Below are 26,513 nucleotides of genomic sequence, written 5' to 3' on the forward strand. Positions count from 1 at the left end.
CGGACCACATTTTTCGCTCTAATGCACAAGGAGTCTCGATGAAGCGCAGCCTGACCCTGCTGGCGGTGGTGATCGCTGCGGCCGTAGGCGCCGGTTACTGGTACGTGGAGGGCAAGCAACCCCAGCGCGCGGGTGACCTGCCCCTTGCCGGCCTGCAAGCGCCGGTCAGCGTGCGCTACGACGCGCGCGGCGTCCCTCATCTGCAGGCACAGAACGAGCCTGACCTGTACCGCGCCCTGGGCTACGTACATGCCCAGGATCGGCTGTTCCAGATGGAGATCCTGCGGCGTCTGGCCCGGGGCGAGCTGGCCGAAGTGCTGGGCGCTGATCTGCTGCCCACCGACACCTTGTTCCGCAACCTGCGCATCCGCGAGCAGGCCGCACGCATGGCCCAGCGTCAGGATAAGCAATCTCCGGCCTGGCAAGCGTTGCAGGCCTACCTCGATGGCGTCAACCAATGGCAGGCCAGCCACCCCAAGCCCATTGAGTTCGACCTGCTGGGCATCCCCCCGCGGCCCTTCACCGCCGAGGACACGCTCAGCATCGCCGGCTACCTGGCCTACAGCTTCGCCGCCGCCTTTCGCACCGAGCCTGCGCTGACCTATGTACGCGATCAGCTCGGTCCCCAATACCTGAAGATCTTCGACCTCGACTGGCAACCGGACGGTGCTTTGACCGCGCCCCTGGCCGCCGCTGACTGGCGCAGCCTGGAACAACTGGCACGCTTGAGCCACGAGGCCCTGGGCGAGGCCGGCATTCCCCAGTTCGAAGGCAGCAACGCCTGGGCCGTGGCCGGCAGCCGTACGCGCAGCGGTCGTCCATTGCTGGCCGGCGACCCGCACATCGGCTTCGCCGTGCCCTCGGTGTGGTACGAGGCCGAGCTGTCGGCTCCGGGGTTCAACCTGTACGGCTATTTCCAGGCGCTCAACCCCTTCGCCCTGCTCGGCCACAACCTCGACTTCGGCTGGAGCCTGACCATGTTCCAGAACGACGACGTGGACCTGATCGCCGAACAGGTCAACCCGAGCAACACCGAGCAGGTCATGGTCGACGGCACGTGGCAGCCACTGGAAAAGCACGAGGAGCACATTGTCGTCAAAGGCCAGGCTCCCGCCACCATCACCTTGCGCCGCTCACCCCATGGCCCGATCGTCAACGACGTGCTGGGCGCCACCGCCGGGCCCAGGCCGATTGCCATGTGGTGGGCATTCCTTGAGACCGACAATCCCCTGCTCGATGGCTTCTACCAGGTAAACCGCGCCGACACCCTGGGCAAGATGCGCGAAGCGGCCGCGAAGATCCACGCTCCCGGCCTGAACCTGGTCTGGGCCAATGCCCGTGGCGATATCGGTTGGTGGGCCGCGGCGCAATTGCCGATCCGCCCGGATGGCGTCAATCCGTCGTTCATTCTCGATGGCAGCACGTCCCAGGCCGACAAACCCGGCTTCTACCCGTTCAGCGTGAACCCGCAGCAGGAGAACCCCGCCAGCGGCTACATCGTTTCGGCCAACTTCCAGCCGCCGGCCGTCGTGCCGGTCCCGGGCTACTACAACCTGGCCGACCGTGGCCGCCAGCTCGACCGACACCTGGCTGACCCAGACATCCAGTGGGACACCCAGAACAGCCAAGCGCTGCAGCTCGACACCGCCACCGACTACGGCCCGCGCACCTTGGCGCCTCTGCTGGGGGCGCTGCGCACCATTGCCCAAGGTGATGAAGAAAAGGAGTTGGTGGAGCAACTGGCCGCCTGGCGGGGCGACTACCCCCTGGATTCGACCAATGCGACCCTGTTCAACCAGTTCCTGTATGAACTGGCCTTCGCGGCCCTGCACGACGAACTGGGCGACACCTGGTTCCCGGTCTTGATCAGCACCCGTGTCATCGACGCAGCCCTGCCGCGCCTGGCAGCCGACCCCAGCTCCGTGTGGTGGAACCTGCGCGGCGCCAGCGAACGCACCGACCGCACGGCCATCGTGAAGCTGGCCTGGCAACGCAGCCTGGCGCACCTGCGCGAAACCTTTGGCCAAGACCCGGCCCGCCGGCAATGGGGCAAGGCGCACACGCTGACCCACAACCATCCGCTAGGGGCGAAGAAACCGCTGAACCTGCTGTTCAATGTCGGCCCCTTCGCCGCGCCCGGCACCCATGAAGTCCCCAACAACCTCTCGGCAAAGATCGGCCCGGCCCCCTGGGCGGTCAACTACGGCCCCTCCACACGGCGCCTGATCGACTTCGCCGACCCGGCTGCGGCGCTGACCATCAACCCTGTGGGCCAGAGCGGCGTGCTGTTCGACCGCCACTATGGCGATCAGGCCGAGGACTACATCAACGGGCGTTACCAAAAGGCGCAGATGGGGGTGATTCCGGCCCAGAGCACCTTGCGCCTGATGCCTGTACAGTGACCCGCCAACCACCTTCCAGAGGATCGCGATGCACAAGCACTTCGTTGAAATCGACGGCGCCCGCATGAGCTATGTCGACCAAGGCCAGGGGTTCCCTGTGCTGCTGGGCCACAGCTACCTGTGGACGGCGTCCATGTGGCAACCACAGGTCGACGCGCTGTCGAAACACTACCGGGTCATCGTGCCCGAGCTCTGGGGCCACGGCGACTCCGAGGCGCCACCGTCCAACACCACCGACATGAGCGCGGTGGCCCGCCAGCATCTGGCATTGCTCGATGCGCTGGATATCCCGAAATGTCACCTGATCGGCCTGTCGGTCGGCGGCATGTGGGGCGCGCAGCTGGCTATCGAGCATCCCCAACGCATTGATCGCCTGGTGTTGATGGACACCTACCTGGGCGCCGAGCCGGATGCCACTCGCCTCAAGTACTTCGCCCTGCTCGATGCCGCCAGCGCCGCTGGCACCTTCAGCGATGCCTTGCTCGATATCGTCGTGCCGATCTTCTTCCATGCCGGCGGCCAGACGGTACCTGAGATCCGTGAACAGTTCCGCGCCCAACTCAAGGCCAGCAGCGCTCAAACGATCCGGGAATGCCTCGACCCGATGGGCCGAGTGATCTTCGGCCGACCGGACCTGATGGCACGGCTGGGCGAACTGCCTGGGGAGCGCACCATCGTGCTGTGTGGTGACCAGGACATTCCGCGGCCACCGGCAGAGTCCAACGAAATGGCCCGGTCGATTGGCTGTCTGGCGGCGCAGATTCCCTGCGCGGGGCACATCTCGAGCCTCGAGAACCCGCAAGTGGTGAATGAGTTCCTGTTGAACTGGTTGCCGCGTAACAACTGAAATCGCCGGGGCTTTCGCGGGTGAACCCGCTCCCACTGGTACCGCGACATTCTCCAGCTTGGCGCGGTACCCTTGGGGGATGCTCTGGGGCTGAACACGTCGTGGGCTGACTCAAAAATTTCGTCCTGACCTGGGATCTTTCCTGTGGATGCCCTCTCAAAGAGCATTCAGACAGCCTTCAGGACACCCCAATGAACAGCGCCTGCCCACCCATTTCGAACGAGCAACTCCAATGGCTCCTGGCCTTGCGTCGGGCGCTGGCCAAATCGGCGGCATAAACGAAAACGCCGACGCAAATGCGTCGGCGTTTTGTCTTTCAGGCGTAGCGATCAGAACGCTGGCAGCACCGCACCGCTGTACTTCTTGGCGATGAATGCCTTCACCTCTGGGCTGGTCAGGGCCTTGGCCAGTTTCTGGATGGCCTCGCTGTCCTTGTTGTCCGGGCGGGCAACCAGGAAGTTCACGTAAGGCGAGTCGCTGCCTTCGATCACCAGGGCGTCCTTGGCGGGGTTCAGACCGGCTTCCAGGGCGTAGTTGGTGTTGATCATGTCCAGATCGACCTGGTCGAGCACGCGCGGCAGCATGGCCGATTCCAGCTCGCGGAACTTGAGGTTTTTAGGGTTCTCGGCGATGTCCTTGGGCGTGGCCAGGGCATTTTTGGGATCTTTCAGCGTGATCAGCCCAGCCTTCTGCAGCAGAAGCAGCGCACGGCCGCTGTTGCTGCCTTCGTTGGGGATGGCGACGGTGGCGCCGTCCTTGAGCTCAGCCAGGCTCTTGACCTTCTTGGAGTAGCCACCGAACGGCTCTACGTGCACGCCGATCACGGTTTCCAGGTGGGTGCCCTTGCCTTCGTTGAAATTCTTCAGGTACGGCAGGGTCTGGAAGTAGTTGGCATCCAGACGCTTCTGGTCGACCTGCACGTTGGGCTGGACGTAGTCGGTGAAGACTTTGATCTGCAGGTCCACGCCTTCCTTGGCCAGGGTTGGCTTGATCAGTTCGAGGATCTCGGCGTGGGGCACAGGGGTGGCGGCTACGACCAGTTTTTCGGCGGCGTTGGCGAAACCGGTAATCGACAGGGCGGCAGCCAGGGCAGCGGTCAGCAAAGTCTTTTTCATGGTGATCCTTGTTATCAAGCTGGAGCCATCGAGGATGGCGAAGTCGGTGCCCACCCATCTATCGGGGGCGTGAAGCGGACGATACCGGGAATTTTTATTCCGTAACAATATCTTTTACTTATCCGCTTATAACTAAACAAATTGCCATTACCCCGATTGCTTCTGACCCAGGATGCCCCGCTCTGGCGCAAGGTTCAGCCGAGGCTGGCCAAGGTCGACGCCAGCAACTGGCGCAGTGCCGCCTGGGTGTGAGGCTCACGGCTCTGGCCCAGTTGCGTCAGTTGACGCGCCAGGTTGGCCAGGGGCGTGGCATCGGGCAGGTCCAGATGTTGCGGAAGGATTTCTCCTGCATCGCTCACCAACAAGGCAAAGTGGATGACGTTTTCCAGCTCGCGAGTATTGCCGGGCCAGGCATGGGCCTCCAGGGCCTGCTGGGCAGCTTCGCTGATCAGCGGCACGGGGCGCCCCAGACGCCCGCTATAGATGCCGACGAAGTACTCGGCCAGCGGCAGGATGTCCCCGACCCGCTCGCGCAACGCCGGCAGCGCCAGCTGACCTTCGCGCAGGTAGAGGTAGAGTCGCTCGTCGAAACGCCCGGCCCGCACGGCCTGAGCCAGATCGATGCTGGACGCCGCCACCAGGCGCACATCCACCGCTTGCGGCCGCTGGGCGCCAACTCGGGTGACCTCGCGGTTCTCCAGTGCCGCCAGCAGTTTGCCCTGGATCGCCAACGGCAGGTCGGCGATCTCATCCAGGTACAACGTGCCGCCATTGGCCGAGCCGAACCACCCCGCTCGCCCGCCGGCGGTACCTCCCTGGGCACCGGCGCTGTAGCCGAACAGTTCGGCATCGGCATAGGTCGGGCTGATGGCCGCGCAACTCACCGAAACGAACAGTCCGCTGCGGTCACTGGCACGATGGACCTGACGGGCCAACAGCTCCTTGCCGGTGCCGGTCTCGCCGCGGATCAGCACCGGCACCGGTTGCGGCGCCAGGCGCTCCAAAGCATCGCGCAGCTGTTGCGAACGGGGGTCGATGAACACCAGCGCCTTGGCGCGGATGCTCAATGGGCTCTTGTCTTGCTCGGGAAAGGTCAGCAATGGCTGACCGAAGGTGGTGTGAATAGTCATGACGCGCTCCCGCCCGAGGCCGTCGCCGGCCGGGCGTCTAGGTGGACGTGAACGGTTCGCGGATCAGGCGCGGCGCAGGGCCCGCTGCTCGATCCGGCCTTGCAGGCGATAGAGGTAGGCGAAACCTTGCTCCCAACGCTCATGGCCGGACTTGACGTTGATGTGCCCGGCGTTGGCCAGCAGCCCCACCTCGGCGCCCCAGGCCCGTGCCAAGTGCAGGGCGCGCGGCACGCTCACGGCCGAGTCGTTGTCCGAGCTGACCACCTGACTGGGGAATGGCAACGGCTGCAACGGAATCGGCGCGAAATTGCGCAGCGCTGCCGAGCACGTGGGCCGCTCGACATCCGCCGGTGCCACCAGCAACGCCCCACGCACCTGGCGCAGCAAGGCCGGGCGGGCCTGGGCAGCCCAATGGGCGACGGTGATGCAACCCAGACTGTGGGCGATCAGGATCACCGGCGAACGTTCGGCGGCGACCGCCTGCTCCAGTGCCTGGACCCAGTCGCGCCGCTGCGGTGTGAGCCAGTCGCGCTGCTCGACCCGGACGCTGTTGGGCAGGCTGCGCTGCCAGTGACTTTGCCAATGATTGTCTGGCGATCCTTGCCAGCCCGGCACAATCAGGTAACGGATCGACTCATTGCGCATGGGGACGCCTCCTGGAAGTTTGCGTGCTTGGGGTGAAGTATCCGGGAGGCAGTTATATACGTAAAGGAATAAGAGGCTATTTACTTATAACCTGACCATCGATTTCTGTGGGGCGCAGCCTTGCTCTGTGAAGGGCCAAGCGCACCGCAGACGGGATTCGGGCCGCTGCGCGGCCCTTCGCGGGACAAGCCCGCCCCTACAAGGGAAGGTGATAGGCAAAAAAAGGGCCATCCCCTGCCAAGGAAAATGGCCCCTGAAGCACTTGCCTGAAGGTCAGCGCGCGGTCTGCACAATCGCTGCAGGCGCGCGAGGGTCAGATATCCGCCACCTTCTGCCAGACTTTCGGCCGGAAGAACAACGTCTCCCCGCGCGCCAGCCCCGACAGACTGTCATGGTCCTTGACCACCTCCGCCTCAATCAACTCGCTCTGCCCTGGCACCTTCAGGGTCACGCGCGTGGTCGCGCCCAATGGCCGGATATCACGAACCTCGGCCGCTTGGTGGCCTTCGGTCTCATGACGCGACAAGGACACTTCATGCGGGCGGAACAGCACATGCTGCCCCTCGCTCAGGCTCAGGCGGTTGGAGTCGCCCAGGAAGTGGTAGACGAAGTCGTTGGCGGGGTTTTCATACACTTCGCCCGGCGAGCCGATCTGCTCGATCACGCCCTTGTTCATCACCACGATGCGATCGGCCACTTCCATGGCCTCTTCCTGGTCGTGGGTCACGAACACCGAGGTCAGGTTGATGTCCTCGTGCAGGCGGGCCAGCCAGCGGCGCAGCTCCTTGCGCACCTTGGCGTCCAGCGCGCCGAAGGGCTCGTCGAGCAACAACACCTTGGGTTCCACCGCCAGGGCACGGGCCAGGGCGATACGCTGACGCTGGCCGCCTGACAGCTGTTCGGGGTAGCGGTCGGACAGCCAGTCGAGCTGCACCATGTTCAGCAACTCATGCACTTTTTCGGCGATCTTGCTCTCGCTCGGACGCTCCCCCTTGGGCTTCATGCGAAGGCCAAAGGCGACGTTGTCGAACACGCTCATGTGGCGGAACAGCGCGTAGTGCTGGAACACGAAACCGACGTTGCGATCACGCACGTCGTGGCCAGACACGTCCTCGCCGTGGAACACGATATTGCCCTGATCCGGGGTTTCCAGGCCAGCGATGATGCGCAGCAGGGTGGTCTTGCCGCAGCCGGACGGGCCCAGCAGGGCCACCAGCTCACCGCTGTTGATATCCAGGTTGATGTTGTCCAGGGCCTGGAAGGCGTTGAAACGCTTGCTGACGTTACGAACTTCGATCGACATGAATCATTCCTCCGCGGCGCTGTGGCGCAGGCGGTTAATACGGTTCTCGCTCCACTGCTTGAGCAGCAGGATGAAGAGCGCCAGGATCAGCAGCAGGCTGGCTACGCTGAAGGCCGCGACGTGGTTGTACTCGTTGTAGAGGATCTCCACGTGCAGCGGCAAGGTGTTGGTGACGCCGCGGATATGCCCGGACACCACCGACACGGCGCCGAACTCACCCATGGCCCGCGCGGTGCACAGCACCACGCCGTAGATCAGGCCCCATTTGATGTTCGGCAGGGTCACGTGCCAGAACATCTGCCAGCCGTTGGCGCCGAGCAGACGGGCGGCCTCCTCCTCCTGGGTGCCCTGCTCCTGCATCAGCGGGATCAGTTCACGGGCCACGAAGGGCACGGTGACGAAGATGGTCGCCAGCACGATGCCCGGCAGGGCGAATACGATCTGGATGTCGTGGTCCTGCAGCCAGGGGCCGAACAGGCCCTGGGCACCGAACATCAACACGTAGACCAGGCCCGCGATCACCGGCGAGACCGAGAACGGCAGGTCGATCAGGGTCACCAGCACGCTCTTGCCGCGGAAGGTGTACTTGCTCACGCACCAGGCGGCGCTGACGCCGAACACCAGGTTCAGCGGCACCGAGATGACCACGGCAAGCAGGGTGAGCTTAAGGGCCGACAAGGCGTCAGGCTCGAAGATGGCCTCGAAGAAAGTGCCGAAGCCGTTCTTCAGGGCCTGGGACACCACGATGAACAGCGGCAGCAACAGGAACAGCGCGAACACCAGCCAGGCCAGGCCGATCAGCACACGTCGCGAAGTCGCGCTGCCACGACGGGCGGCGTTGGCGGCAGCCGCTGCGCCAAGGGATGACGAAGACATTACCGGGCCTCCTTCAAGGGGTTTCGATGCGCCGCTGCAACAGGTTGATCAGCAGCAGCAGGATGAAGGAAACCACCAGCATCAGCACGCCAATGGCGGTGGCCCCGGTGTAGTCGTATTGGTCGAGCTTGACCATGATCAGCAGCGGCAGGATCTCGGTCTTCATCGGCATGTTACCGGCGATGAAGATCACCGAGCCGTACTCGCCCACGCCTCGGGCGAACGCCAGGGCGAAGCCGGTCAGCCAGGCCGGCAGCAACGCCGGCGCCAGCACGTGGCGGAACACCTGCAGCGGCTTGGCGCCCAGGCAGGCGGCGGCCTCTTCGACTTCACGCGGGATGTCGGCCAACACCGGCTGCACCGTGCGCACCACGAACGGCAGGGTGACGAAGGTAAGCGCCAGGGTGATGCCCAACGGGGTGTAGGCGATCTTCAGGCCCAGGTCGGTGGCGAACTGACCGACCCAGCCAGCCGGGGCGTACAGCGCGGTCAGGGCGATACCAGCCACGGCGGTGGGCAGGGCAAAGGGCAGGTCGATCATCGCGTCGATGATCTTGCGCCCAGGGAAGCTATAGCGCACCAGCACCCAGGCCAGCAGGGTGCCGATCACACCGTTGATGAGGGCGGCGAACAGGGCAGTGCCGAAACTCAGCTTCAGCGCAGCCAGAACCCGAGGCGCACTGACGATGCTCCAGAACTGCTCCCAGGTGAGCTGCGCCGCATGCACGAACATGGCGGCCAGTGGTATGAGCACAATCAAGCTGAGGTACACCAAGGTGTAGCCCAGAGTCAGCCCGAAGCCGGGTATGACGGGGGAAATACGACGCGACATAAAGGTCCCTGGTTGAACGCACGAAGCCCGAGAGCGCTCTCGGGCTGGTGCAGGCTTCTGAATCCTGGGGCCGCTGTGCGGCCCCGCTTCTCCCTACCGGTTACTGTGCCTGATAGATCTGGTCGAAGACACCGCCGTCGTTGAAGAACTTGGGCTGCGCAGTCTTCCAGCCACCGAAGTCCTTGTCGATGGTCACCAGCTCCAGTTTCGGGAACTGCTTGCCGAACTCGGCCGCGACCTTCTCGTCGCGCGGGCGGTAGAAGTTCTCGGCAGCGATCTTCTGGCCCGCCGGGCTGTACAGATGCTTCAAGTACTCGGTGGCAATGTCGACGTTGCCCTTTTTCTCGGCGTTCTTGTCGACCACGGCCACAGGAGGTTCGGCGAGGATCGACAGCGACGGCACGACGATCTCGAACTTGTCGCTGCCACCGTCTTCTTTCAGTGCCAGGAACGCTTCGTTCTCCCAGGCCAGCAACACGTCGCCCTGGCCGTTGTTGACGAAGGTGATGGTCGAGCCCCGGGCCCCGGTATCGAGGACCGGCACGTGCTTGAACAGCTCCTGCACGTAGGCCTTGGCCTTGTCCTCGCTACCACCGGCCTTCAAGCCATAGGCCCAGGCGGCGAGGAAGTTCCAGCGGGCACCGCCGGAGGTCTTGGGGTTGGGGGTGATGACCGAGACGTCCTTCTTGATCAGGTCGCCCCAATCCTTGATGCCCTTGGGATTACCCTTGCGCACCAGGAACACGATGGTGGAGGTATAGGGCGTGCTGGCCTCGGGCAGGCGTTTTTGCCAGTCCTGCGGCAGGCTCTTGCCGAGCTTGGCCACTTCATCGATGTCACCGGCCAGGGCCAGGGTCACGACATCGGCGCGCAGGCCGTCGATCACTGCGCGGGCCTGCTTGCCCGAGCCGCCATGGGATTGCTGGATCTTCACCTGATCGCCAGGGTGAGCGGCCTGCCAGTGCTTGATGAACTCGGCGTTGTACTGCTGGTACAGCTCGCGGGTCGGGTCGTAGGATACGTTCAGCAGTTCGTAGTCCTTGGCGATCGCGGAACCGGCAAAAACGGCACTGGCCAGAGCGGCAAGCGCATAACGGCGGATGGACATGGTGAAGCTCCCGATTGGCATTTTTTCTAATTTGTTGGGGGGCGATATCAGCCGGACTTGTTGCCTGGCTGCTGGAGGCGGAACTTCTCTTTGCGCTCGATCTGAACGACCTGGGCGTTGTGCACGGTGATCTCCACCGCACCGAAGCGCAGATCGCGCAGCGCGCTCTGGATCTCACGCAGAATGGTGGCTTCGTCCTGACCGTCGATGCTACGCACAGATGCACTCATGCTCGTTCTCCTTGGGTATGAAGTGCCGGGCAGAGGAAGGTGATTGCGCCTGGCTTGAGGGCAATCTTAGAGAGCAGTATTTATTCTGAAAAATACTGTTTAAGAATTTTTATATAACTAAAATCAAGAAGCGATTTCGACGACTGCACAGGGCCCTGTGGGAGCGGGTTTACCCGCGAAGGCGAGGGTGGAGTCACCGACGCATTCGCGGGTAAACCCGCACAAGGCCGTTGCGTGTCCTAACGTTGTTCCTGCGGCTCGCGGATCTTGTACCAAGCCACGTACAGCGCCGGCAGGAACAACAGCGTCAGCAGCGTTGCACTGATGATGCCGCCAATCATCGCGTAGGCCATCGGCCCCCAGAACACTTCCCGGGCGATCGGAATCATGCCAAGGCTCGCTGCCGCCGCCGTCAGCAGGATGGGCCGGCGACGATGGTTGGTCGCCTCCACGACAGCATCCCAAGGCGAGAACCCTTGCGCCTCGAACTCGTCGATCTGGGTCACCAGAATCACCGAGTTGCGGATGATGATGCCAGCCAGCGCCAGGATGCCGAGAATGGCCACGAAGCCCATCGGCGTGCCAGTGGGCACCAGCGCCAACACCACGCCGATCAACCCCAGCGGTGCCACGCTGACCACCAGGAACAGCTTCTGCACGCTGTGCAGCTGGATCATCAGGAAGGTCGCCATGAGGAACAGCATCAACGGAATGACCTTGCGAATCGGCCCCTGGGCCTTGGCGCTCTCTTCCACCGTGCCGCCGGTGGCCACTTCGTAGCCGACCGGCAGCTTGTCGATGAACTGGTCGATCTCAGGCTTGAGCTGGGCCACCAGATCGGTGGGCTGGATGTCGCCGTTGACCGAGGCCTTGATAGTGATGGTCGGCTTGCGATCGCGCCGCCATACCAGGGGCTGCTCCAGCTCGTAGCGCACGGTCGCGAATGCCAGCAGCGGGATCGAGGTGCCATTGGGGGTGAGGATTTGCAGGTTCTGCAGGGTATCGGGCGAGCCCCGCTCGCTGTCCTCGGCGCGGGCGACCACGTTGACCAGGTAGATGTTGTCGTTGACCTGGGTGATCGGCGTGCCGCTGACGATGCTGTTCATCACATTGGCCACGTCCTCGGAGGACAGTCCCAACTGGCGCGCCTTGTCCTGGGCGATCTCCACGCGCAGCACCTTACCGGGCTCGTTCCAGTCGTAGATCATCTCGCCGATGTGCTCGTTGGCGTCGAGCAGGGTGGCGAGCTCGATGGCATGCTTGCGTACCTGGTCAATGTCCTTGCCGCTGACCCGGTACTGGATCGGGCGCCCCACCGGCGGGCCCATCTCCAGCGACTGGACGTTGGTGCCGATGCCCACGAACTCGTCGCGCAGGATCTTTTCCAGGCGCTTCATCATGCCCTGACGCTCTTCGAAGCCCTTGCTGACGATCACCAACTGCGCGTAGTAGGCGTTTTGCAACTGCGCATCCAACGGCAGGTAGAAGCGAATCGCGCCCTGGCCGATATAGGTGCTCCAGCGCACCAGGTCCGGGTCATCCTTGATCCTGGCCTCGAACCGGTCGACGACCTTGCGGGTCTCCTCGATCGAGGCGTTCTGCGGCAGGTTCAGGTCGACCAGGATCTCGGGGCGGTCGGACGAGGGGAAGAACTGGTTCTGCACGAAACGCTCGCACACCAAGGCCAGGACGAACAGCGCCACGGTGCCGATGATGGTCAGCCAACGATGGCGCATGCACCACAACAGGCTGTGCTCGAAGGCTCGCCCCACGCGACCGGGCTCGGCCTCGTGGGCCTTGAGCTTGCTGTTCAGGATATGCACGCCCAGCACGGGCGCGAAGAACACCGCCACCACCCATGAAACCAACAGCGCCACCGCGATAACGGCGAACAAGGTGTAGGTGTATTCACCCGCGGAGCTGGCGTTGAGCCCGATCGGCACGAAGCCGGCCACGGTCACCAGGGTACCGGTGAGCATGGGGAAGGCCGTGGAGGTGTAGGCGAATGTCGCCGCCTGCTCCTTGCTTTCGCCCATCTCGAGCCTCGTGACCATCACCTCCACCGTGATCATCGCATCGTCCACCAGCAGGCCCAGGGCAATGATCAGCGCCCCGAGGGAAATCCGCTGCATGGTGATGCCGCTGTACTCCATGAACACGAACACCATGGCCAGCACCAGCGGAATCGAGCAGGCCACCACCAGACCTGCGCGCACGCCCAGGCTGACGAAGCTCACCCCCAGCACGATCACGACCGCCTCGAACAACGCGCTGGTGAAGCCACCCACGGCCTGCTTGACCACCACGGCCTGGTCGGACACGGTGTGCACGCCCACGCCCACCGGCAGGTCGGTGACGACGCTGTCCATCTTCTTCTTGAGCGCGGCGCCGAACACCTGGATGTTGCCGCCGGCTTTCATGCCGATCGCCAGGCCGATGGCGGGCTGGCCGTTGTAGCGGAACATCGGCGAAGGCGGGTCGACATAGCCACGTTCGATATCGGCGATATCCGCCAGGCGGAAGAAACGGTCGTTGATCCGCAGGTTGACGGTCTGAAGGTCTTTTTCCGAGGCGAACTGCCCGGTCGTGCGCACCGAGATGCGCTCGGGGCCCGCTTCGATCACGCCCGCCGGGGTGACTGCGTTCTGCGATTGCAGCGCCTGCATCACCTGGCGCTGGTCGATGCCCAGGGCCGCCAGCTTGCGGGTGGAGAAGTTCAGGTAGAGCACTTCGTCCTGGGTGCCGATCAATTCGATCTTGCCGATGTTGGGCACATCGCGCACTTCGGCCCGCGCCACTTCCACGTAGTCGCGCAACTGGCGCAAGGTCAGGCCATCGGCGGTGAAGGCGTAGATGGAGCCGAACACGTCGCCGAACTCGTCGTTGAAGGCCGGCCCCTGGATGCCCGAGGGGAACTGGCCGCGGATGTCCTGGATCTTCTTGCGCACCTGGTACCAGATTTCCGGGATGTCCTTGGCCTTGGTGGTGTCGCGCAGGTAGACATACACCGTGGATTCACCAGGGCGGGTGTAGCTCTTGGTGTAGTCGAGCGAGTCGAGCTCCTCGAGTTTCTTTTCGATGCGATCGGTGACCTGGTACAGCGTCTCGTCCTGGGTCGCACCGGGCCAGCGGGTCTGGATCACCATGGTCTTGATGGTGAAGGACGGGTCTTCCTCACGACCCAGATTGAAGTACGAGAAGATCCCCATCAGCAGCCCGACGAACATCAGGTACCAAACGAACGACTGATGCCTGAGCGCCCACTCGGACAGGTTGAAGCTTCCTTTCATTGCGCATCCTCGTCGAAGGTGACCTTCTGGCCAGGCTTGAGGCTGTTGACGCCGGCAGTGACCACCCGCTCGCCAGGCTGCACGCCCGAGGTCAGAACAATGCTGTCCTCGGTGCGCTCGATGAGCGCGACGTCACGCAGGGCCACGGTCTTCTGCTTCGTGTCGATTACCCACACCTGGGTCTTGCCATCGCGTTCGAGCAAGGCGCTCAGCGGCAACTGGCTGCGCGGCGAAACCGCGGAGGTCAGGGTCACGCTGATCGCGGTGCCCAGGTGAAAGGCATCCGGCGTGCTGGCCAGGGTCAGCCGGGCACGACGGGTACGGGTCGTGGCATCGGCCTGGGGTTCCAGCTCGCGTAGGGTCGCGGTGGTGTTGATGGTGGGGTCCAGTTGCGAGGCGACGGTGAACGTCAGGCCTTTGTTCAGTTGCTCGGCCAGTCCGATCGGCAGGTCGATCACCGCCTCCTTGACGTCAGGGCGAGCCAGGGTGACCACGGCCTGCCCGGCGGTGACGGTCTGCCCGGCTTCGGCCTGCCAGGCGGTGATGACCGCCGCGTGATCGGTGCGCAAGGTGCTGTAGTCGAGTTGATCGCGGGCCTGGCTCAAGGCCGAACGGGCTTGCTCGAGCGCCGCGCCGGTGGTCTTGAGGTTGGTCTGGGCGATATCCAGTTGCGCCTGGGCGCCGACGCCGCGATCGAACAGTTGCTGTTGCCGCCGTGCGTCGGCCTGGGCATTGATCCACTGAGCCTGCACCTTGGCCAAGTCACCTTCGGCGGCGCGCAGCTGGTTCTGCTGGTCGGTCGGGTCGAGGGTGGCCAACGTATCGCCAGGCTTGACCTGGGCGCCGACGTCCAGCCAACGCCGGGCGATACGCCCGGACACACGAAACCCCAGCGTGCTTTCGAAACGGGCCTGGATGCTGCCCGCAAAGCGCCCCAACTGCGACTGCACCTGAGGCTCGACCGTCATCGACAGCACCGGCCGGATCGGCTCGGGCGCTTGCTCCTCACTGGAGCAGGCGGCCAGCAACAGGCTGGCCGGCAGTAAAAGCAGCACGCGCTTCATGGCGCCCCTCCCCCGTCCTTGGCGTCGACTTTTTGCACCTGCATGTTCGGGTGCAGCAACTGCCCACCACTGACCACGACGGTTTCACCACTCCTCAGGCCGCTGGCGACGACGATTTTGCCGGTCAGGTAACGTGTGACCTCGACCTTGCGCAATTCGACCTTGTCCCCCTCGCCCACCACCCAGACCGCCGGCTCGTGCAACGCTTTGGTCAAGGCCGACCAGGGCAGTTCGACACTGGGTCGCCCCTGGGCATTGGTGGTGGCGGTGACCGGCGCTCCCAGTTGCATGCCCGCAGGTACGTTGCGCAGACCCACCTTGACCTGCACCGTGCCACTCTGCGCGGAGACGGTCGGAGTGATTTCCCGGACGAACCCTTGCGCCTTGATCTTGGGATCGTCCAGCAGGCTGACGGTGACGCCCGCATCGCTCGGCGGCGCCACCAACAGGGACTCATAAACGTTGAACACCGCATCGCGATCGCCATCGCGGGCCAGGCTGAAGATCGGCATAGTCGCCTGCACCACCTGGCCGACCTCGGCCTGACGTTCGGTGATCACCCCGTCGGCCTCGGACACCAACGCGGTATAGCTCAACTGCTCCTGAGCATCGGCCAACTGCGCCTGGGCAGCTTTGAGCGCACTCTGGTCGCTGCGCAGCGACGCCTGAGCGGAGTCGTACTCGCTCTGGCTGGTGTAGCCCTTGGGCAACAGTTTTTGCTGGCGTACGAAGGCCGCGCTGGTCTGGGTGACCCGCGCCTGGGCCGCGAACACTTCAGCCTTGGCCGAATCGACGTTGTTCTGCAGGTCCTTGGGGTCCAGGCGCGCCAGCACCTGATTGGCCTTGACGTGATCGCCCACATCCACGCTGCGGGAAATGATCTTGCCCCCGACCCGGAACGACAGGTCGGTCTGCACCCGCGCCTGGACATCGCCGGTCAGGGTCACCCTGGCGGCGAAGTCGGTAGGTTTGACCTGGATTACACCCACCCTGGGGAGTTCGACTTTGGACTCTTCCTTGCTACAGCCCGACAGCATGGACAGCAGCCCCAGGCAAACGACCATCAGCGGACGCGCTACTGTCATGCAGGCTCCTTGCTTGTGCCAAATGGATTGAGGGACGCGAGTGAAAGCGTAGATCAGGCGCAGGCAACTGGCACTGACTCAGGTCCATCAAACTATCAGCACATAGAATCAGGGATACTGCCTGCTCACAGGACAAGGAAATGGCCCATGCTCAGCACCCTAGATACGCCAGGGCGATGTGCCCGTGCGGGGCGTTCTGGGGCAGACGTTGATGGCGGGGCAGGGAATGCTCGATGAACCGGCCTGGAACTGGCCGGATTGACCGAGTCGCGCTCACAGCGCGCACTCGGACGCATGGCACCGGCTTCGCCGGTGTTCGCGGCGGTTCGGCGCCTCGATAAACCCGCTTGTATGGTGATACTCGAAGGGGTGGTGGGACGAACAAACCGATTCTGACTGTTAGGCGCAGTACAGACCGTGGGAGACATCGCCCCACCCCTTCACCAAAGCGCCGATAAAGAATGCATCGTTTGCAAACGACGATAGAAGCAAGCCAGCGCCTCTTGGTGAAACCCCTCCGAGTTCAAAAACCATACCGTGGGAGTTCAGGCGATGGCAATGCGAGTAGACAATTTCATCATCGGCATCGATGTCGCCAAGGCTGAGCTGGTCTGTTATTACGAAGACTCCGCCCAACAGCAGACCGTTAGAAACACCAAGCCTGAAATCCAAAAGTGGCTGGCACTTCAGCCGGCCAATACCGCTATCTGCGTTGAAGCTACCAATGTTTACCATCTGGACCTGGTTGAGATGGCATACGAAAAGGGCTTCGCCGTCTATGTCGTCGACGGGTTTCAACTCAGCAACTACCGCAAGGGCGTTGGCGGACGCGTTAAAACCGATGCGTCCGATGCCTGCCTGCTGGCTCGCTTCCTGGATCGCGAGGGCAGTGCTCTTCGTCCTTGGTCGCCCCCTCCAGCTGTCTACGGCAAGCTCCAGAGCCTGCTCCGGCGCAGAGCAGCGCTGGTTTCGGCGCGGACAAGTCTGACTCAGAGCTGGGGCAATGAAATGTCGCTCAAAGAGGCGTTCAACAGCTTTGCCAAGCACTTCGAGTCGCTTGATCTTCTGATCCAGAAACGCCTGAAGGTCTTGGTAAAAGAGGCTGGCCTAGCCGAACAAGTCGCCCGCTGTCAGAAAGTTGAAGGGATTGGCTTCCTGACCGCTGTTGCCCTCGTCACCGCATTTATTCGGGGCGAATTCAAGAACAGTGATTCATACATCGCTTTTCTAGGCATGGACCTGAAAGTTGCAGATTCCGGCCAAAAGGCCGGACGTCGACGGTTGACCAAGCGGGGTTGTTCAGAGATCCGTCGATTACTGCATAACGCCGCCATGGCGGCCAGTAGGTCTGCGGCCTGGAAAGACGTCTACGAGCACTATCGCCGGGCAGGTAAGGCAACGACTCAGGCCCTGGTTATCTTGTCACGCAAGCTCGCCAGAGTTGCATTCGCCTTGATGAAGACCCAAGGCGAATACGTCAGCAAAGGGGCAAAAAAGCTTTGCCCTCAACCATAGAATCTCCCACAGAGACCGCGTACCGCGATACAGGCGAACGACGCCATCCTGTGGGAGCGGGTTAACCCGCGAAGGGCCGCAAGGCGGCCCCCGGGTGGATCAGGCCGACGCGGTGGCCTGGGTTGGACGTTTGACCTGCGGCTGCGAAACGTTCGCCGCAGCGCCCTCTTCGATGGCCTGCTGGATGGCCTTGCGGCGACGCTCTTCGGCCTGGCGGCTGAAGTACCAGACCATGAAGGTCACCAACGACACCGACAGCAGGATCAAGCTGGCCACGGCGTTGATCTCAGGCTTCACGCCAAGGCGCACGGCGGAGAACACCTCCATCGGCAAGGTGGTCGAGCCGGGGCCGGACACGAAGCTGGCCAGGACCAGGTCGTCCAGCGACAGGGCGAAGGACATCATGCCCCCCGCCGCCAGCGATGGCGCGATCATCGGGATGGTGATCAGGAAGAACACCTTCCACGGCTTGGCACCCAGGTCCATGGCGGCCTCTTCGATGGACAGGTCCAGCTCACGCAGGCGCGCCGACACCACCACCGCCACATAGGCTGCGCAGAAGGTGGTGTGAGCGATCCAGATGGTGACGATGCCACGCTCCTGCGGCCAGCCGATCATCTGCGCCATGGCCACGAACAGCAGCAGCAGCGAGAGACCGGTGATCACCTCGGGCATCACCAGGGGCGCGGTGACCAGGCCACCGAACAGGGTGCGGCCCTTGAAGCGGGTCACCCGGGTCAGCACGAAGGCGGCCAGGGTACCCAGCGCCACTGCGGCGATCGCGGTGTAGCAGGCGATCTCCAGCGAGCGCATCACCGAGCCCATCAGCTGGCTGTTGTCGAGCAGGCCAACGTACCACTTCACCGACCAGCCGCCCCAGACCGTCACCAGCTTGGAGGCGTTGAACGAGTAGATCACCAGGATCAGCATCGGCAGGTAGATGAACAGCAAGCCGAGCACCAGCATCAGCTTGGAGAAACCGAAGCGCTTCATGCTCTGCCCTCCATTTCTTTGGCCTGGCTGCGGTTGAACAGCAGGATGGGCACGATCAGGATCGCCAGCATCACCACCGCCAGGGCGGATGCCACCGGCCAGTCACGGTTGTTGAAGAATTCCTGCCACAGCACCTTGCCGATCATCAGGGTTTCCGGGCCGCCGAGCAGTTCAGGGATCACGAACTCGCCCACCACCGGGATGAACACCAGCATGCAGCCGGCGATGATGCCGTTCTTCGACAGCGGCACGGTGATCTTCCAGAAGCTGTTGAAGGTGCTCGAACCCAGGTCGCTTGCGGCCTCGAGCAGGCTCGGGTCGTGCTTGACCAGGTTCGCGTACAGCGGAAGGATCATGAACGGCAGGTACGAATAGACCACGCCGATGTACACCGCCAGGTTGGTGTTGAGGATCTGCAGCGGCTGGTCGATCAAGCCGATCCACAGCAGGAAACTGTTGAGCAGGCCGTTGTTGCTGAGAATACCCATCCAGGCATAGACGCGGATCAGGATCGCGGTCCAGGTCGGCATCATGATCAGCAGCAGCAGGACCGTCTGGGTTTCCTTGCGTGCGTTGGCAATGGCGTAGGCCATCGGGTAGCCGATCAGCAGGCACAGCAGGGTGCTGAAGAAGGCCATCTTCAGCGAGCCCAAGTAGGCCGAGATGTACAGTTCATCCTCGGTCAACAGGCCGTAGTTGGCCAGGTTGAGCACCAGCTGGATCTTGTCCTCGACGTAGCTGTAGATCTCCGTGTAGGGCGGGATCGCCACGTCGGCTTCAGCGAAGCTGATCTTCAGGACGATGAAGAACGGCAGCATGAAGAACAGGAACAGCCAGATGAACGGCACGCCGATCACCAGATGGCGGCCCTCCGGGGTCACTTTGTTGAATGCTCGCTTGAGCTTGCGAAGGTTCATGAGCGCAGTACCACGCCGCTGTCGTCTTCCCACCACACATACACTTCGTCACCCCAGGTCGGACGGGTGCCCTGGCGCTCGGCGTTGGCGACGAAGGACTGGACCACTTTGCCGCTCGGCAGCTCCACGTAGAACACCGAGTGACCGCCCAGGTAGGCGATGTCGTGGACCTTGCCGCGCGACCAGTTGTACTGGCAGCTCGGCTGCTCGGAGGTCACCAGGAGTTTTTCTGGACGCAAGGCGTAGGTGATGTGCTTGTCTTCGACCGAGGTGGTGACCCCGTGCCCCACGAAGATGTTGCGTTCAAGCTCAGGGCTTGCGATCAGCGCATGGCCTTCGGCGTCCTCGACCACTTCACCGTCGAACAGGTTGACGTTGCCGATGAACTCGCAGACCAGGCGGCTGGTCGGGGTCTCGTACACGTCCACCGGGCTGCCGATCTGGGCGATCCAGCCCAGGTGCATGATGGCGATGCGCTGGGCCATGGTCATGGCCTCTTCCTGGTCGTGGGTCACCATCACGCAGGTCACGCCGACCCGCTCGATGATCTCCACCAGCTCCAGCTGCATCTGCGAGCGCAGTTTCTTGTCCAGGGCGCCCATCGGCTCGTCCAGCAGCAGCAGCTTCGGACGCTTGGCCAGGGAGCGGGCCAGGGCCACACGCTGACGCTGGCCACCGGAGAGCTGATGCGGCTTGCGCTTGGCGTACTGGGTCATGTGCACCAGCTTGAGCATCTCGGCCACGCGGGCGTCGATCTCGGCCTTGGGCATCTTGTCCTGCTGCAGGCCGAAGGCGATGTTCTGCGCCACGGTCATGTGCGGGAACAGCGCGTAGGACTGGAACATCATGTTGATCGGCCGCTCGTAGGGCGGCATGTCGGTGATGTCGACGCCATCGAGGAAGATCCGCCCTTCGGTCGGACGCTCGAAGCCGGCAAGCATACGCAGCAAGGTGGACTTGCCGGAACCGGAGCCACCCAGCAGGGCGAAGATCTCACCCTTGCGGATTTCCAGGGACACATCGTCCACGGCTACCGTTTCGTCGAACTTTTTTGTGACCCGGTCGATTTTGACCAGCACCTGCTTGGGTTGCTGGCCACCCTCGAGGGCTTTTTTATAGGCACCGGAGGCAACTGCCATGAGTGAAACTCCCAACAAGATTTTTATGCCCGCACGACCTGTTTTGGCAGGGCGTCGCGGGTCTGGATGATTACTTGCCCGACTTGACCTTGGTCCAGCTACGGGTCATCAGACGTTGCACCTTCGGTGGCAACTCAGCATTGACGAACATCTTGTCCAGCACTTCCTGCGGTGGGTAGACCGCAGCGTCAGTCCTCACGGCCTGATCCATCAGGTCGCCAGCCTTGGGGTTCGGGTTGGCGTAACCGACATAATCGCTGACCTGAGCAATGACCTCAGGTTTCAGCAGATAGTTGATGAAGGCGTGGGCTTCCTTGACGTTGCTGGCGTCCTTGGGGATCGCCAGCACATCGAACCAGAGGTTGCCGCCTTCCTTTGGAATGGCGTAGGCCAGTTTCACGCCCTTGCCGGCTTCTTCGGCACGGGCCTTGGCCTGGAACACATCACCGGAGAAACCAGCCGCGACGCAGATGTCGCCATTGGCCAGGTCAGTGATGTATTTCGAGGAATGGAAGTAGGTCACGTAGGGACGCACGGCCAGGAGTTTCTGTTCGGCCGCCTGGTAGTCCTTGGGGTTGCTGCTGTTGGGGTCCAGGCCCATGTAGTTGAGCACGGCCGGCAGCATTTCGTCAGCCGAGTCCAGGAAGGCCACGCCGCACTGGGAGAGCTTCTTCATGTTCTCGGGCTCGAAGAGCACGGCCCAGGAGTCGATCTTGTCGGTGCCCAGCACCGCCTTGACCTTCTCGACGTTGTAACCGATGCCGTTGGTGCCCCACAGGTAAGGCACGGCGTACTGGTTGCCCGGGTCATTGCGCTCGAGGCGCTTCATCAGGGCCGGGTCCAGATTGGAATAATTTGGCAGCAGGCTGCGGTCGAGCTTCTGGAAGGCGCCCGCCTTGATCTGCTTGCCCAGGAAATGGTTGGACGGCACGACCACGTCATAGCCGGTGCGACCGGCCAGCAGCTTGCCTTCCAAAGTTTCGTTTGAGTCGAAGACGTCGTACTTGGCCTCGATGCCGGTCGCCTTCTGGAAATCGGCGAGGGTCGTCGGGCCTATGTAGTCCGACCAGTTGTAGATATGCACCGTGGGCGCTGCTTGGACGCCGAATGCCAGCGTCAGACCCGCTCCAGCCATCATGGCCTTGCGAAATACGGAAATAGACAAGTGGATGGTCCTCACAATCAGTGCCTCTGGGTGACGGCGACGCTGCCGTACACACAAAACCGGCGCGCAACTTACCTTCGCTGCATCGATGCCGCAAACAAAATTGCCTTACACGCCTTCCAGGCCGGGAAACCCCGGCCCAGAGGGCTTCGAGACGGGCTTACTTGCCCGACTTGATCTTGGTCCAGCTGCGAGTGATCTCACGCTGGGCCTTGGCACCTGGGTCAGCGATCGCGTACAGCTTCTTCTTCACGTCAGCCGGCGGGTAGATGCTCGGGTCGCTGGTGATGTCCTTGTCGACCAGTGGAGTCGCCGCCTTGTTGCCGTTCGGGAAACGCACGGCGTTGGTGATGCCGGCCATGACTTCCGGTTGCATCAGGAAGTCCATGAACTTGTAGGCGGCTTCGACGTTTTCGGCATCCTTCGGAATGGCGACCATGTCGTAGAAGGTACCTGCGCCTTCCTTCGGAATGACGTAGCTCAGCTTGACCTTGTCGCCTGCCTCGTGGGCACGGGCCTTGGACTGCTCCAGGTCGCCCGAGTAGCCGACGGCCACGCAGATGTTGCCGTTGGCCAAGTCAGAGATGTACTTGGAGGAGTGGAAGTAGGTGATCGAAGGACGAATGCTCAGGAACAGCTCTTCGGCGGCCTTCAGGTCTTTCTTGTCGGTGCTGTTGGACGGTTTGCCCAGGTAGTGCAGTGCCGCCGGGATCATTTCGGTCGGCGCGTCCAGGAAGCTCACGCCGCAGCTCTTGAGCTTGGCGATGTTCTCAGGCTTGAACACGGCGTCCCAGGAATCGATCTTGTCCACGCCCAGCGCAGCCTTGACCTTCTCCGGGTTGTAGCCGATGCCGATCGAGCCCCACATGTACGGGAAGGCATGCTTGTTGCCCGGGTCGCTGGCATCGCCCACGGCCTTGAGCAGGTCTTCGTCCAGGTTCTTCCAGTTCGGCAGCTTGGAGCGGTCCAGCTCCTGGTAGACGCCAGCCTTGATCTGCTTGGCCAGGAAGTTGTTCGACGGCACGACCACGTCGTAACCGGACTTGCCGGCCAGCAGCTTGGCTTCCAAGGTCTCGTTGCTGTCGAAGACGTCGTAGACGACCTTGATGCCGGTTTGCTTCTCGAAGTTGGCGATGGTGTCCGGCGCGATGTAGTCGGACCAGTTGTAGACGTGCAGCGTCTTGTCGTCAGCCTGAACAGCGGTAGCCATGGCACCCATCAGGGCCGCGGCCAGCAATGTCTTGCCCATTTTCTTCATGCGTAATGCTCCAGAATTTATTATCAAGCCATCTGTTCAGCAGCCAAGATCCCACGGTACAGCGCTGGGCGACTGAAACAGCCGCTAGTCTGGCAAGTTACAAGGCGCTGTTTCAAGGAAAGCAGGGCCCTGTAACCGCTTAATGTCGCTTTGCCAGCCTAGCAGACCGTCACTTGATCGCTTCGTACGTCAAATCCAGGCACTTGCGCGCCTTTTCAACCAACTCGTCGATCTCCGCGTGGCTGATCACCAGGGGCGGCGCGATGATCATGGTGTCGCCCACCGCACGCATCACCAGTCCGTTTTCGAAGCAGTGCGTACGACAGATCATGCCGACGCCCTTGCCCTCGTGACGGGTGCGGGTCGCCTTGTCCTTGACCAGCTCGATCGCACCGAGCAGGCCCAGGCCGCGCACCTCGCCCACCAGCGGGTGGTCTTGCAGCTCACGCAAACGCTTTTGCAAATAAGGTGCCGTTTCGGTCCTGGCCCGCTCGACGATCTTCTCGTCGCGCAGGATGCGCAGGTTTTCCAGGCCCACGGCGGCAGCCACCGGGTGGCCGGAATAGGTGAAGCCGTGGTTGAAGTCGCCGCCTTCGCTCAGTACCTGGGCCACGGTGTCACGCACGATCACACCACCCATGGGGATGTAACCGGAGGTCAGGCCCTTGGCGATTGTCATCAAGTCAGGTTCCAGACCGTAGTAGTCCGATCCGAACCACTCGCCGGTACGGCCAAAGCCACAGATCACCTCGTCGGCGACGAACAGAATGTCGTACTTGGCGAGGATCTCCTTGATCTTCGGCCAGTAGGTGTCCGGCGGGATGATTACCCCGCCCGCACCCTGGATCGGCTCGGCGATGAACGCCGCGACGTTGTCTTCGCCCACTTCCAGGATTTTCTTTTCCAACTGCTCGGCGGCCCATACACCGAACTCATCCGGGGTCATGTCGCCGCCTTCACCGAACCAGTACGGCTGCGGGATGTGCACGATGCCCGGGATCGGCAGGCCGCCCTGTTCGTGCATGCCACTCATGCCGCCCAGGCTGGCGCCGGCGACGGTGGAGCCGTGGTAGCCGTTGATGCGGCCGATGATGGTCTGCTTGTTAGGCTTGCCCTTGAGCGCCCAGTAGTGGCGGACCATGCGCAGCACGGTGTCGTTGCCTTCGGAGCCGGAGCCGGTGAAGAACACATGGGTCATGCCCTTGGGCGCCACATCGGTGATCGCCTTGGCCAGCTCCAGGGCTGGCGGGTGAGCGGTCTGGAAGAACAGGTTGTAGTACGGCAGCTCACGCATCTGTTTTTCCGCCGCCTGCACCAGTTCTTCACGGCCATAGCCGACGGCCACGCACCACAGGCCCGCCATGCCGTCGAGGATCTTGTGACCCTCGCTGTCCCACAAATGCACGCCCTGGGCCTTGGTGATGATGCGCGGCCCTTTTTCCTTCAGCTGCTTGTAGTCGCTGAAAGGTGCCAGGTGGTGCTCACCGCTCAGGGTTTGCCATTCACGGGTTTGCGGGTTGTTGACGCTCATGTGCTTCTCCGTTATCCGACAGCCGCGCTCCAGCGGCCCCAAGTTTGATCAGACGGCAAACAGCAGGAACTCGCGTTCCCAGGAGCTGATTACCCGTTTGAAGTTCTCGTGCTCGGCCCGTTTGGTGGCCACGTAGCCGCTGATGAATTTCTTGCCCAGGTACTGCTCCAGTGCGCGGCAGTTCTCCATGCGCTCCAAGGCATCCTCGATGGTCAGCGGCAGGCGCAGGTTGCGCCGCTCGTAGCCACGGCCCTGGACCGGCGCGCTGGCGCCGATGCCCTCGACCATGCCGATGTAGCCGCACAGCAGGCTCGCGGCGATGGCCAGGTAGGGGTTGGCGTCGGCACCGGGCAGACGGTTTTCCACGCGGCGGTTCTGCGGGCCGGCATCGGGCACGCGCAGCCCGACGGTACGGTTCTCCTCGCCCCATTCGACGTTCACCGGTGCCGAGGTGTCCGGCAGGAAGCGGCGGAACGAGTTGACGTTGGGAGCGAACAGCGGCAGCGCCTCAGGGATGAACTTCTGCAGGCCGCCGATGTGGTTGAGGAACAGCTCGCTCATGCTGCCGTCCTCGTTGGAGAAGATGTTCTTGCCGGTGGCCACATCGACCACGCTCTGGTGCAGGTGCATGGCGCTGCCCGGCTCACCGGTCATGGGCTTGGCCATGAAGGTCGCCGCCACGTTGTGCTTGAGCGCCGCCTCACGCATGGTGCGCTTGAACACCAAAATCTGGTCGGCCAGGTGCAGGGCGTTGCCGTGACGGAAGTTGATTTCCATCTGCGCCGTGCCGTCTTCGTGGATGAGTGTGTCGAGGTCTAGCTGCTGCAGCTCGCACCAGTCGTAGACGTCCTCGAACAAAGGGTCGAACTCGTTGGCGGCCTCGATGGAGAACGACTGGCGGCCGGTCTCCGGACGGCCGGAGCGGCCCACCGGCGGCTGCAGCGGGAAGTCGGGGTCTTCGCTGCGCTTGGTCAGGTAGAACTCCATTTCAGGTGCCACGATCGGCTGCCAGCCTTTGTCGGCGTACAGCTTGAGGACCTTCTTGAGCACATTGCGCGGCGAAAGCTCGACCGGGTTGCCCTTCTTGTCGTAGGTGTCGTGGATGACCTGGGCGGTAGGCTCGATGGCCCACGGCACCAGGAACACAGCGCTCTCGTCGGGACGGCAGATCATGTCGATGTCGGCCGGGTCCAGCAGCTGGTAATAGATGTCGTCGTCGACGTAATCGCCGGTCACGGTCTGCAGCAAGACGCTCTCGGGCAGGCGCATGCCCTTTTCCGCGATGAATTTGTTGGTCGGCGAAATCTTGCCGCGGGTGATGCCGGTCAGGTCGCTGATCAGGCATTCCACTTCGGTGATCTTGTGCTCTTTCAACCAATCGGTGAGCTGGTCGAGGTTGGTACTCATAAATACCTCAGGAGGTAATGTGGCCCGGCTGACGATAGTCGGGCGCCGCTGACGCTTGGCGTCGATCAAGGCGGACGCTGCCTGGCCACAAATGCCATGGCAGACCCGCGCCTTGATTCTGGATGCAGTGCTTGGCTAAAGCAAAAACCCACGCGCAAGACGACAGCAGATACACTCGATACAAGCGTGTCCGCGATACAAATAAAGGGCAGAGAAGCGAAAAGACGTGCAGGAAACTGCTACGAACGGAGGATGGACCTGACCAGCCGTCAATTATTGCGAGCAGAGCGCGCGCGCAGGATTCGATGCGTGCGAAGCCATCGCGGCGAATGCTGGGAATACCTGTGTGCGCGGCCCAGGCAGCGCATTCAGGTCTCGGCAGGCGGACCATGTGACCCTCGTATTATTGTGTTCTGGGTTGAGTCCGAGCTTAGCCTTGTTCATTTTTTTACACAACCACTCCGTAAAAAATAAACCACGCTCAGGCCACGATAGCCCTTTGGGGCCAAAATAGCGGATAATGAGTTGCCCCCAGATGCAGCATTTCTGCCGTTGCTGTGCCATTTAGGGGCATCATGGGGTTGGCTTGACTTCGCCAGGTCTTTCGGATTGACTGGGCTTGCAAGCCCCCCTTGATTGATATTTTTAACAACAAAGGTGT

Annotated in this window: 21 protein-coding genes; 3 read left to right on the forward strand and 18 right to left on the reverse strand. The window is 62.5% G+C overall.

Annotated features, from left to right (window positions below):
• Positions 1-38 precede the first annotated feature (38 nt).
• Complete coding sequence (locus IEC33019_RS22795; protein WP_099593941.1) at positions 39-2,402, forward strand: penicillin acylase family protein; 2,364 nt, start codon at positions 39-41, stop codon at positions 2,400-2,402.
• A gap of 28 nt (positions 2,403-2,430) precedes the next feature.
• Complete coding sequence (locus IEC33019_RS22800; RefSeq protein ID WP_070092040.1) at positions 2,431-3,249, forward strand: alpha/beta fold hydrolase; 819 nt, start codon at positions 2,431-2,433, stop codon at positions 3,247-3,249.
• A 329-nt stretch (positions 3,250-3,578) separates the two neighbouring features.
• Here the strand turns inward: IEC33019_RS22800 and IEC33019_RS22805 are convergent, their stop codons facing one another.
• The 11 genes from IEC33019_RS22805 to IEC33019_RS22855 form a co-directional block, all read right to left on the reverse strand.
• Complete coding sequence (locus tag IEC33019_RS22805; RefSeq protein WP_070092041.1) at positions 3,579-4,364, reverse strand: MetQ/NlpA family ABC transporter substrate-binding protein; 786 nt, start codon at positions 4,362-4,364, stop codon at positions 3,579-3,581.
• A 194-nt stretch (positions 4,365-4,558) separates the two neighbouring features.
• Positions 4,559-5,494 (reverse strand): sigma 54-interacting transcriptional regulator, encoded by a 936-nt coding sequence (locus tag IEC33019_RS22810; RefSeq protein ID WP_070092042.1) that lies wholly within the window; start codon positions 5,492-5,494, stop codon positions 4,559-4,561.
• 63 nt (positions 5,495-5,557) lie between these two features.
• Complete coding sequence (locus tag IEC33019_RS22815) at positions 5,558-6,139, reverse strand: alpha/beta hydrolase (RefSeq protein ID WP_070092043.1); 582 nt, start codon at positions 6,137-6,139, stop codon at positions 5,558-5,560.
• Between the two features lie 313 nt (positions 6,140-6,452).
• The gene (locus tag IEC33019_RS22820) at positions 6,453-7,442 is read right to left on the reverse strand and encodes a sulfate/molybdate ABC transporter ATP-binding protein (protein WP_070092044.1); all 990 of its coding nucleotides are present in this window, start codon (positions 7,440-7,442) and stop codon (positions 6,453-6,455) included.
• 3 nt (positions 7,443-7,445) lie between these two features.
• Complete coding sequence (cysW, locus tag IEC33019_RS22825) at positions 7,446-8,318, reverse strand: sulfate ABC transporter permease subunit CysW (RefSeq protein ID WP_070092045.1); 873 nt, start codon at positions 8,316-8,318, stop codon at positions 7,446-7,448.
• Between the two features lie 13 nt (positions 8,319-8,331).
• Positions 8,332-9,150 (reverse strand): sulfate ABC transporter permease subunit CysT, encoded by an 819-nt coding sequence (gene cysT, locus IEC33019_RS22830; protein WP_070092046.1) that lies wholly within the window; start codon positions 9,148-9,150, stop codon positions 8,332-8,334.
• Between the two features lie 100 nt (positions 9,151-9,250).
• The gene (locus IEC33019_RS22835) at positions 9,251-10,258 is read right to left on the reverse strand and encodes a sulfate ABC transporter substrate-binding protein (RefSeq protein WP_070092047.1); all 1,008 of its coding nucleotides are present in this window, start codon (positions 10,256-10,258) and stop codon (positions 9,251-9,253) included.
• Between the two features lie 47 nt (positions 10,259-10,305).
• A complete protein-coding gene (gene oscA, locus IEC33019_RS22840) occupies positions 10,306-10,488 on the reverse strand; it encodes a sulfur starvation response protein OscA (protein ID WP_070092048.1) in 183 nt (60 codons plus the stop codon).
• 239 nt (positions 10,489-10,727) lie between these two features.
• Entirely contained in the window at positions 10,728-13,778 is a 3,051-nt protein-coding gene (locus IEC33019_RS22845; RefSeq protein ID WP_070092049.1) for an efflux RND transporter permease subunit, read from the reverse strand.
• Positions 13,775-14,842: an efflux RND transporter periplasmic adaptor subunit gene (locus IEC33019_RS22850; RefSeq protein WP_070092050.1), complete on the reverse strand. Its 1,068-nt coding sequence runs from the start codon at positions 14,840-14,842 to the stop codon at positions 13,775-13,777. Before IEC33019_RS22850 ends, IEC33019_RS22845 begins: the two co-directional genes overlap by 4 nt.
• On the reverse strand, positions 14,839-15,927 hold the full coding sequence (locus IEC33019_RS22855) for an efflux RND transporter periplasmic adaptor subunit (RefSeq protein ID WP_070092051.1): 1,089 nt from the start codon (positions 15,925-15,927) through the stop codon (positions 14,839-14,841). Before IEC33019_RS22855 ends, IEC33019_RS22850 begins: the two co-directional genes overlap by 4 nt.
• A 552-nt stretch (positions 15,928-16,479) precedes the next feature.
• On the opposite strand from IEC33019_RS22855, the gene IEC33019_RS22860 reads away from it, so the two are divergent.
• The gene (locus tag IEC33019_RS22860; RefSeq protein ID WP_099593050.1) at positions 16,480-17,442 is read left to right on the forward strand and encodes an IS110 family transposase; all 963 of its coding nucleotides are present in this window, start codon (positions 16,480-16,482) and stop codon (positions 17,440-17,442) included.
• A 99-nt stretch (positions 17,443-17,541) separates the two neighbouring features.
• Here IEC33019_RS22860 and IEC33019_RS22865 read toward each other — a convergent pair whose 3' ends face one another.
• The 7 genes from IEC33019_RS22865 to IEC33019_RS22895 all read right to left on the reverse strand — a co-directional run bounded on the left by IEC33019_RS22865 (position 17,542) and on the right by IEC33019_RS22895 (position 25,852).
• A complete protein-coding gene (locus IEC33019_RS22865) occupies positions 17,542-18,435 on the reverse strand; it encodes an ABC transporter permease subunit (RefSeq protein ID WP_070093641.1) in 894 nt (297 codons plus the stop codon).
• Entirely contained in the window at positions 18,432-19,352 is a 921-nt protein-coding gene (locus tag IEC33019_RS22870; protein ID WP_099593943.1) for an ABC transporter permease subunit, read from the reverse strand. Before IEC33019_RS22870 ends, IEC33019_RS22865 begins: the two co-directional genes overlap by 4 nt.
• Positions 19,349-20,491, reverse strand: a complete 1,143-nt coding sequence (gene potA, locus IEC33019_RS22875; RefSeq protein ID WP_070093643.1) for a polyamine ABC transporter ATP-binding protein — start codon at positions 20,489-20,491, stop codon at positions 19,349-19,351. The genes IEC33019_RS22870 and potA overlap by 4 nt, the downstream gene beginning before the upstream one ends.
• A 70-nt stretch (positions 20,492-20,561) precedes the next feature.
• Positions 20,562-21,656 carry a polyamine ABC transporter substrate-binding protein gene (locus IEC33019_RS22880; RefSeq protein ID WP_070093644.1) on the reverse strand — a complete coding sequence of 365 codons (1,095 nt, stop codon included), beginning with the start codon at positions 21,654-21,656 and terminating at the stop codon, positions 20,562-20,564.
• 160 nt (positions 21,657-21,816) lie between these two features.
• On the reverse strand, positions 21,817-22,914 hold the full coding sequence (locus IEC33019_RS22885; protein WP_070093645.1) for a polyamine ABC transporter substrate-binding protein: 1,098 nt from the start codon (positions 22,912-22,914) through the stop codon (positions 21,817-21,819).
• Between the two features lie 169 nt (positions 22,915-23,083).
• Positions 23,084-24,445, reverse strand: a complete 1,362-nt coding sequence (locus tag IEC33019_RS22890) for an aspartate aminotransferase family protein (protein WP_070093646.1) — start codon at positions 24,443-24,445, stop codon at positions 23,084-23,086.
• A gap of 48 nt (positions 24,446-24,493) precedes the next feature.
• Entirely contained in the window at positions 24,494-25,852 is a 1,359-nt protein-coding gene (locus tag IEC33019_RS22895) for a glutamine synthetase family protein (RefSeq protein ID WP_043211541.1), read from the reverse strand.
• Between the last annotated feature and the right edge of the window lie 661 nt (positions 25,853-26,513).

Source organism: Pseudomonas putida, assembly GCF_002741075.1.
GTDB lineage: Bacteria > Pseudomonadota > Gammaproteobacteria > Pseudomonadales > Pseudomonadaceae > Aquipseudomonas > Aquipseudomonas putida_T.

Bases quoted from the DNA above. Each gene is read 5' to 3' on its own strand.
- IEC33019_RS22850 (WP_070092050.1), bottom strand. From the start codon at position 14,842: ATGAAGCGCGTGCTGCTTTTACTGCCGGCCAGCCTGTTGCTGGCCGCC.
- IEC33019_RS22815 (WP_070092043.1), bottom strand. From the start codon at position 6,139: ATGCGCAATGAGTCGATCCGTTACCTGATTGTGCCGGGCTGGCAAGGA.
- IEC33019_RS22865 (WP_070093641.1), bottom strand. From the start codon at position 18,435: ATGAAGCGCTTCGGTTTCTCCAAGCTGATGCTGGTGCTCGGCTTGCTG.
- IEC33019_RS22835 (WP_070092047.1), bottom strand. From the start codon at position 10,258: ATGTCCATCCGCCGTTATGCGCTTGCCGCTCTGGCCAGTGCCGTTTTT.
- IEC33019_RS22895 (WP_043211541.1), bottom strand. From the start codon at position 25,852: ATGAGTACCAACCTCGACCAGCTCACCGATTGGTTGAAAGAGCACAAG.
- IEC33019_RS22810 (WP_070092042.1), bottom strand. From the start codon at position 5,494: ATGACTATTCACACCACCTTCGGTCAGCCATTGCTGACCTTTCCCGAG.
- oscA (WP_070092048.1), bottom strand. From the start codon at position 10,488: ATGAGTGCATCTGTGCGTAGCATCGACGGTCAGGACGAAGCCACCATT.
- potA (WP_070093643.1), bottom strand. From the start codon at position 20,491: ATGGCAGTTGCCTCCGGTGCCTATAAAAAAGCCCTCGAGGGTGGCCAG.
- IEC33019_RS22800 (WP_070092040.1), top strand. From the start codon at position 2,431: ATGCACAAGCACTTCGTTGAAATCGACGGCGCCCGCATGAGCTATGTC.
- IEC33019_RS22820 (WP_070092044.1), bottom strand. From the start codon at position 7,442: ATGTCGATCGAAGTTCGTAACGTCAGCAAGCGTTTCAACGCCTTCCAG.
- IEC33019_RS22795 (WP_099593941.1), top strand. From the start codon at position 39: ATGAAGCGCAGCCTGACCCTGCTGGCGGTGGTGATCGCTGCGGCCGTA.
- cysW (WP_070092045.1), bottom strand. From the start codon at position 8,318: ATGTCTTCGTCATCCCTTGGCGCAGCGGCTGCCGCCAACGCCGCCCGT.
- IEC33019_RS22855 (WP_070092051.1), bottom strand. From the start codon at position 15,927: ATGACAGTAGCGCGTCCGCTGATGGTCGTTTGCCTGGGGCTGCTGTCC.
- IEC33019_RS22885 (WP_070093645.1), bottom strand. From the start codon at position 22,914: ATGAAGAAAATGGGCAAGACATTGCTGGCCGCGGCCCTGATGGGTGCC.
- IEC33019_RS22890 (WP_070093646.1), bottom strand. From the start codon at position 24,445: ATGAGCGTCAACAACCCGCAAACCCGTGAATGGCAAACCCTGAGCGGT.
- IEC33019_RS22805 (WP_070092041.1), bottom strand. From the start codon at position 4,364: ATGAAAAAGACTTTGCTGACCGCTGCCCTGGCTGCCGCCCTGTCGATT.
- IEC33019_RS22870 (WP_099593943.1), bottom strand. From the start codon at position 19,352: ATGAACCTTCGCAAGCTCAAGCGAGCATTCAACAAAGTGACCCCGGAG.
- cysT (WP_070092046.1), bottom strand. From the start codon at position 9,150: ATGTCGCGTCGTATTTCCCCCGTCATACCCGGCTTCGGGCTGACTCTG.
- IEC33019_RS22860 (WP_099593050.1), top strand. From the start codon at position 16,480: ATGGCAATGCGAGTAGACAATTTCATCATCGGCATCGATGTCGCCAAG.
- IEC33019_RS22845 (WP_070092049.1), bottom strand. From the start codon at position 13,778: ATGAAAGGAAGCTTCAACCTGTCCGAGTGGGCGCTCAGGCATCAGTCG.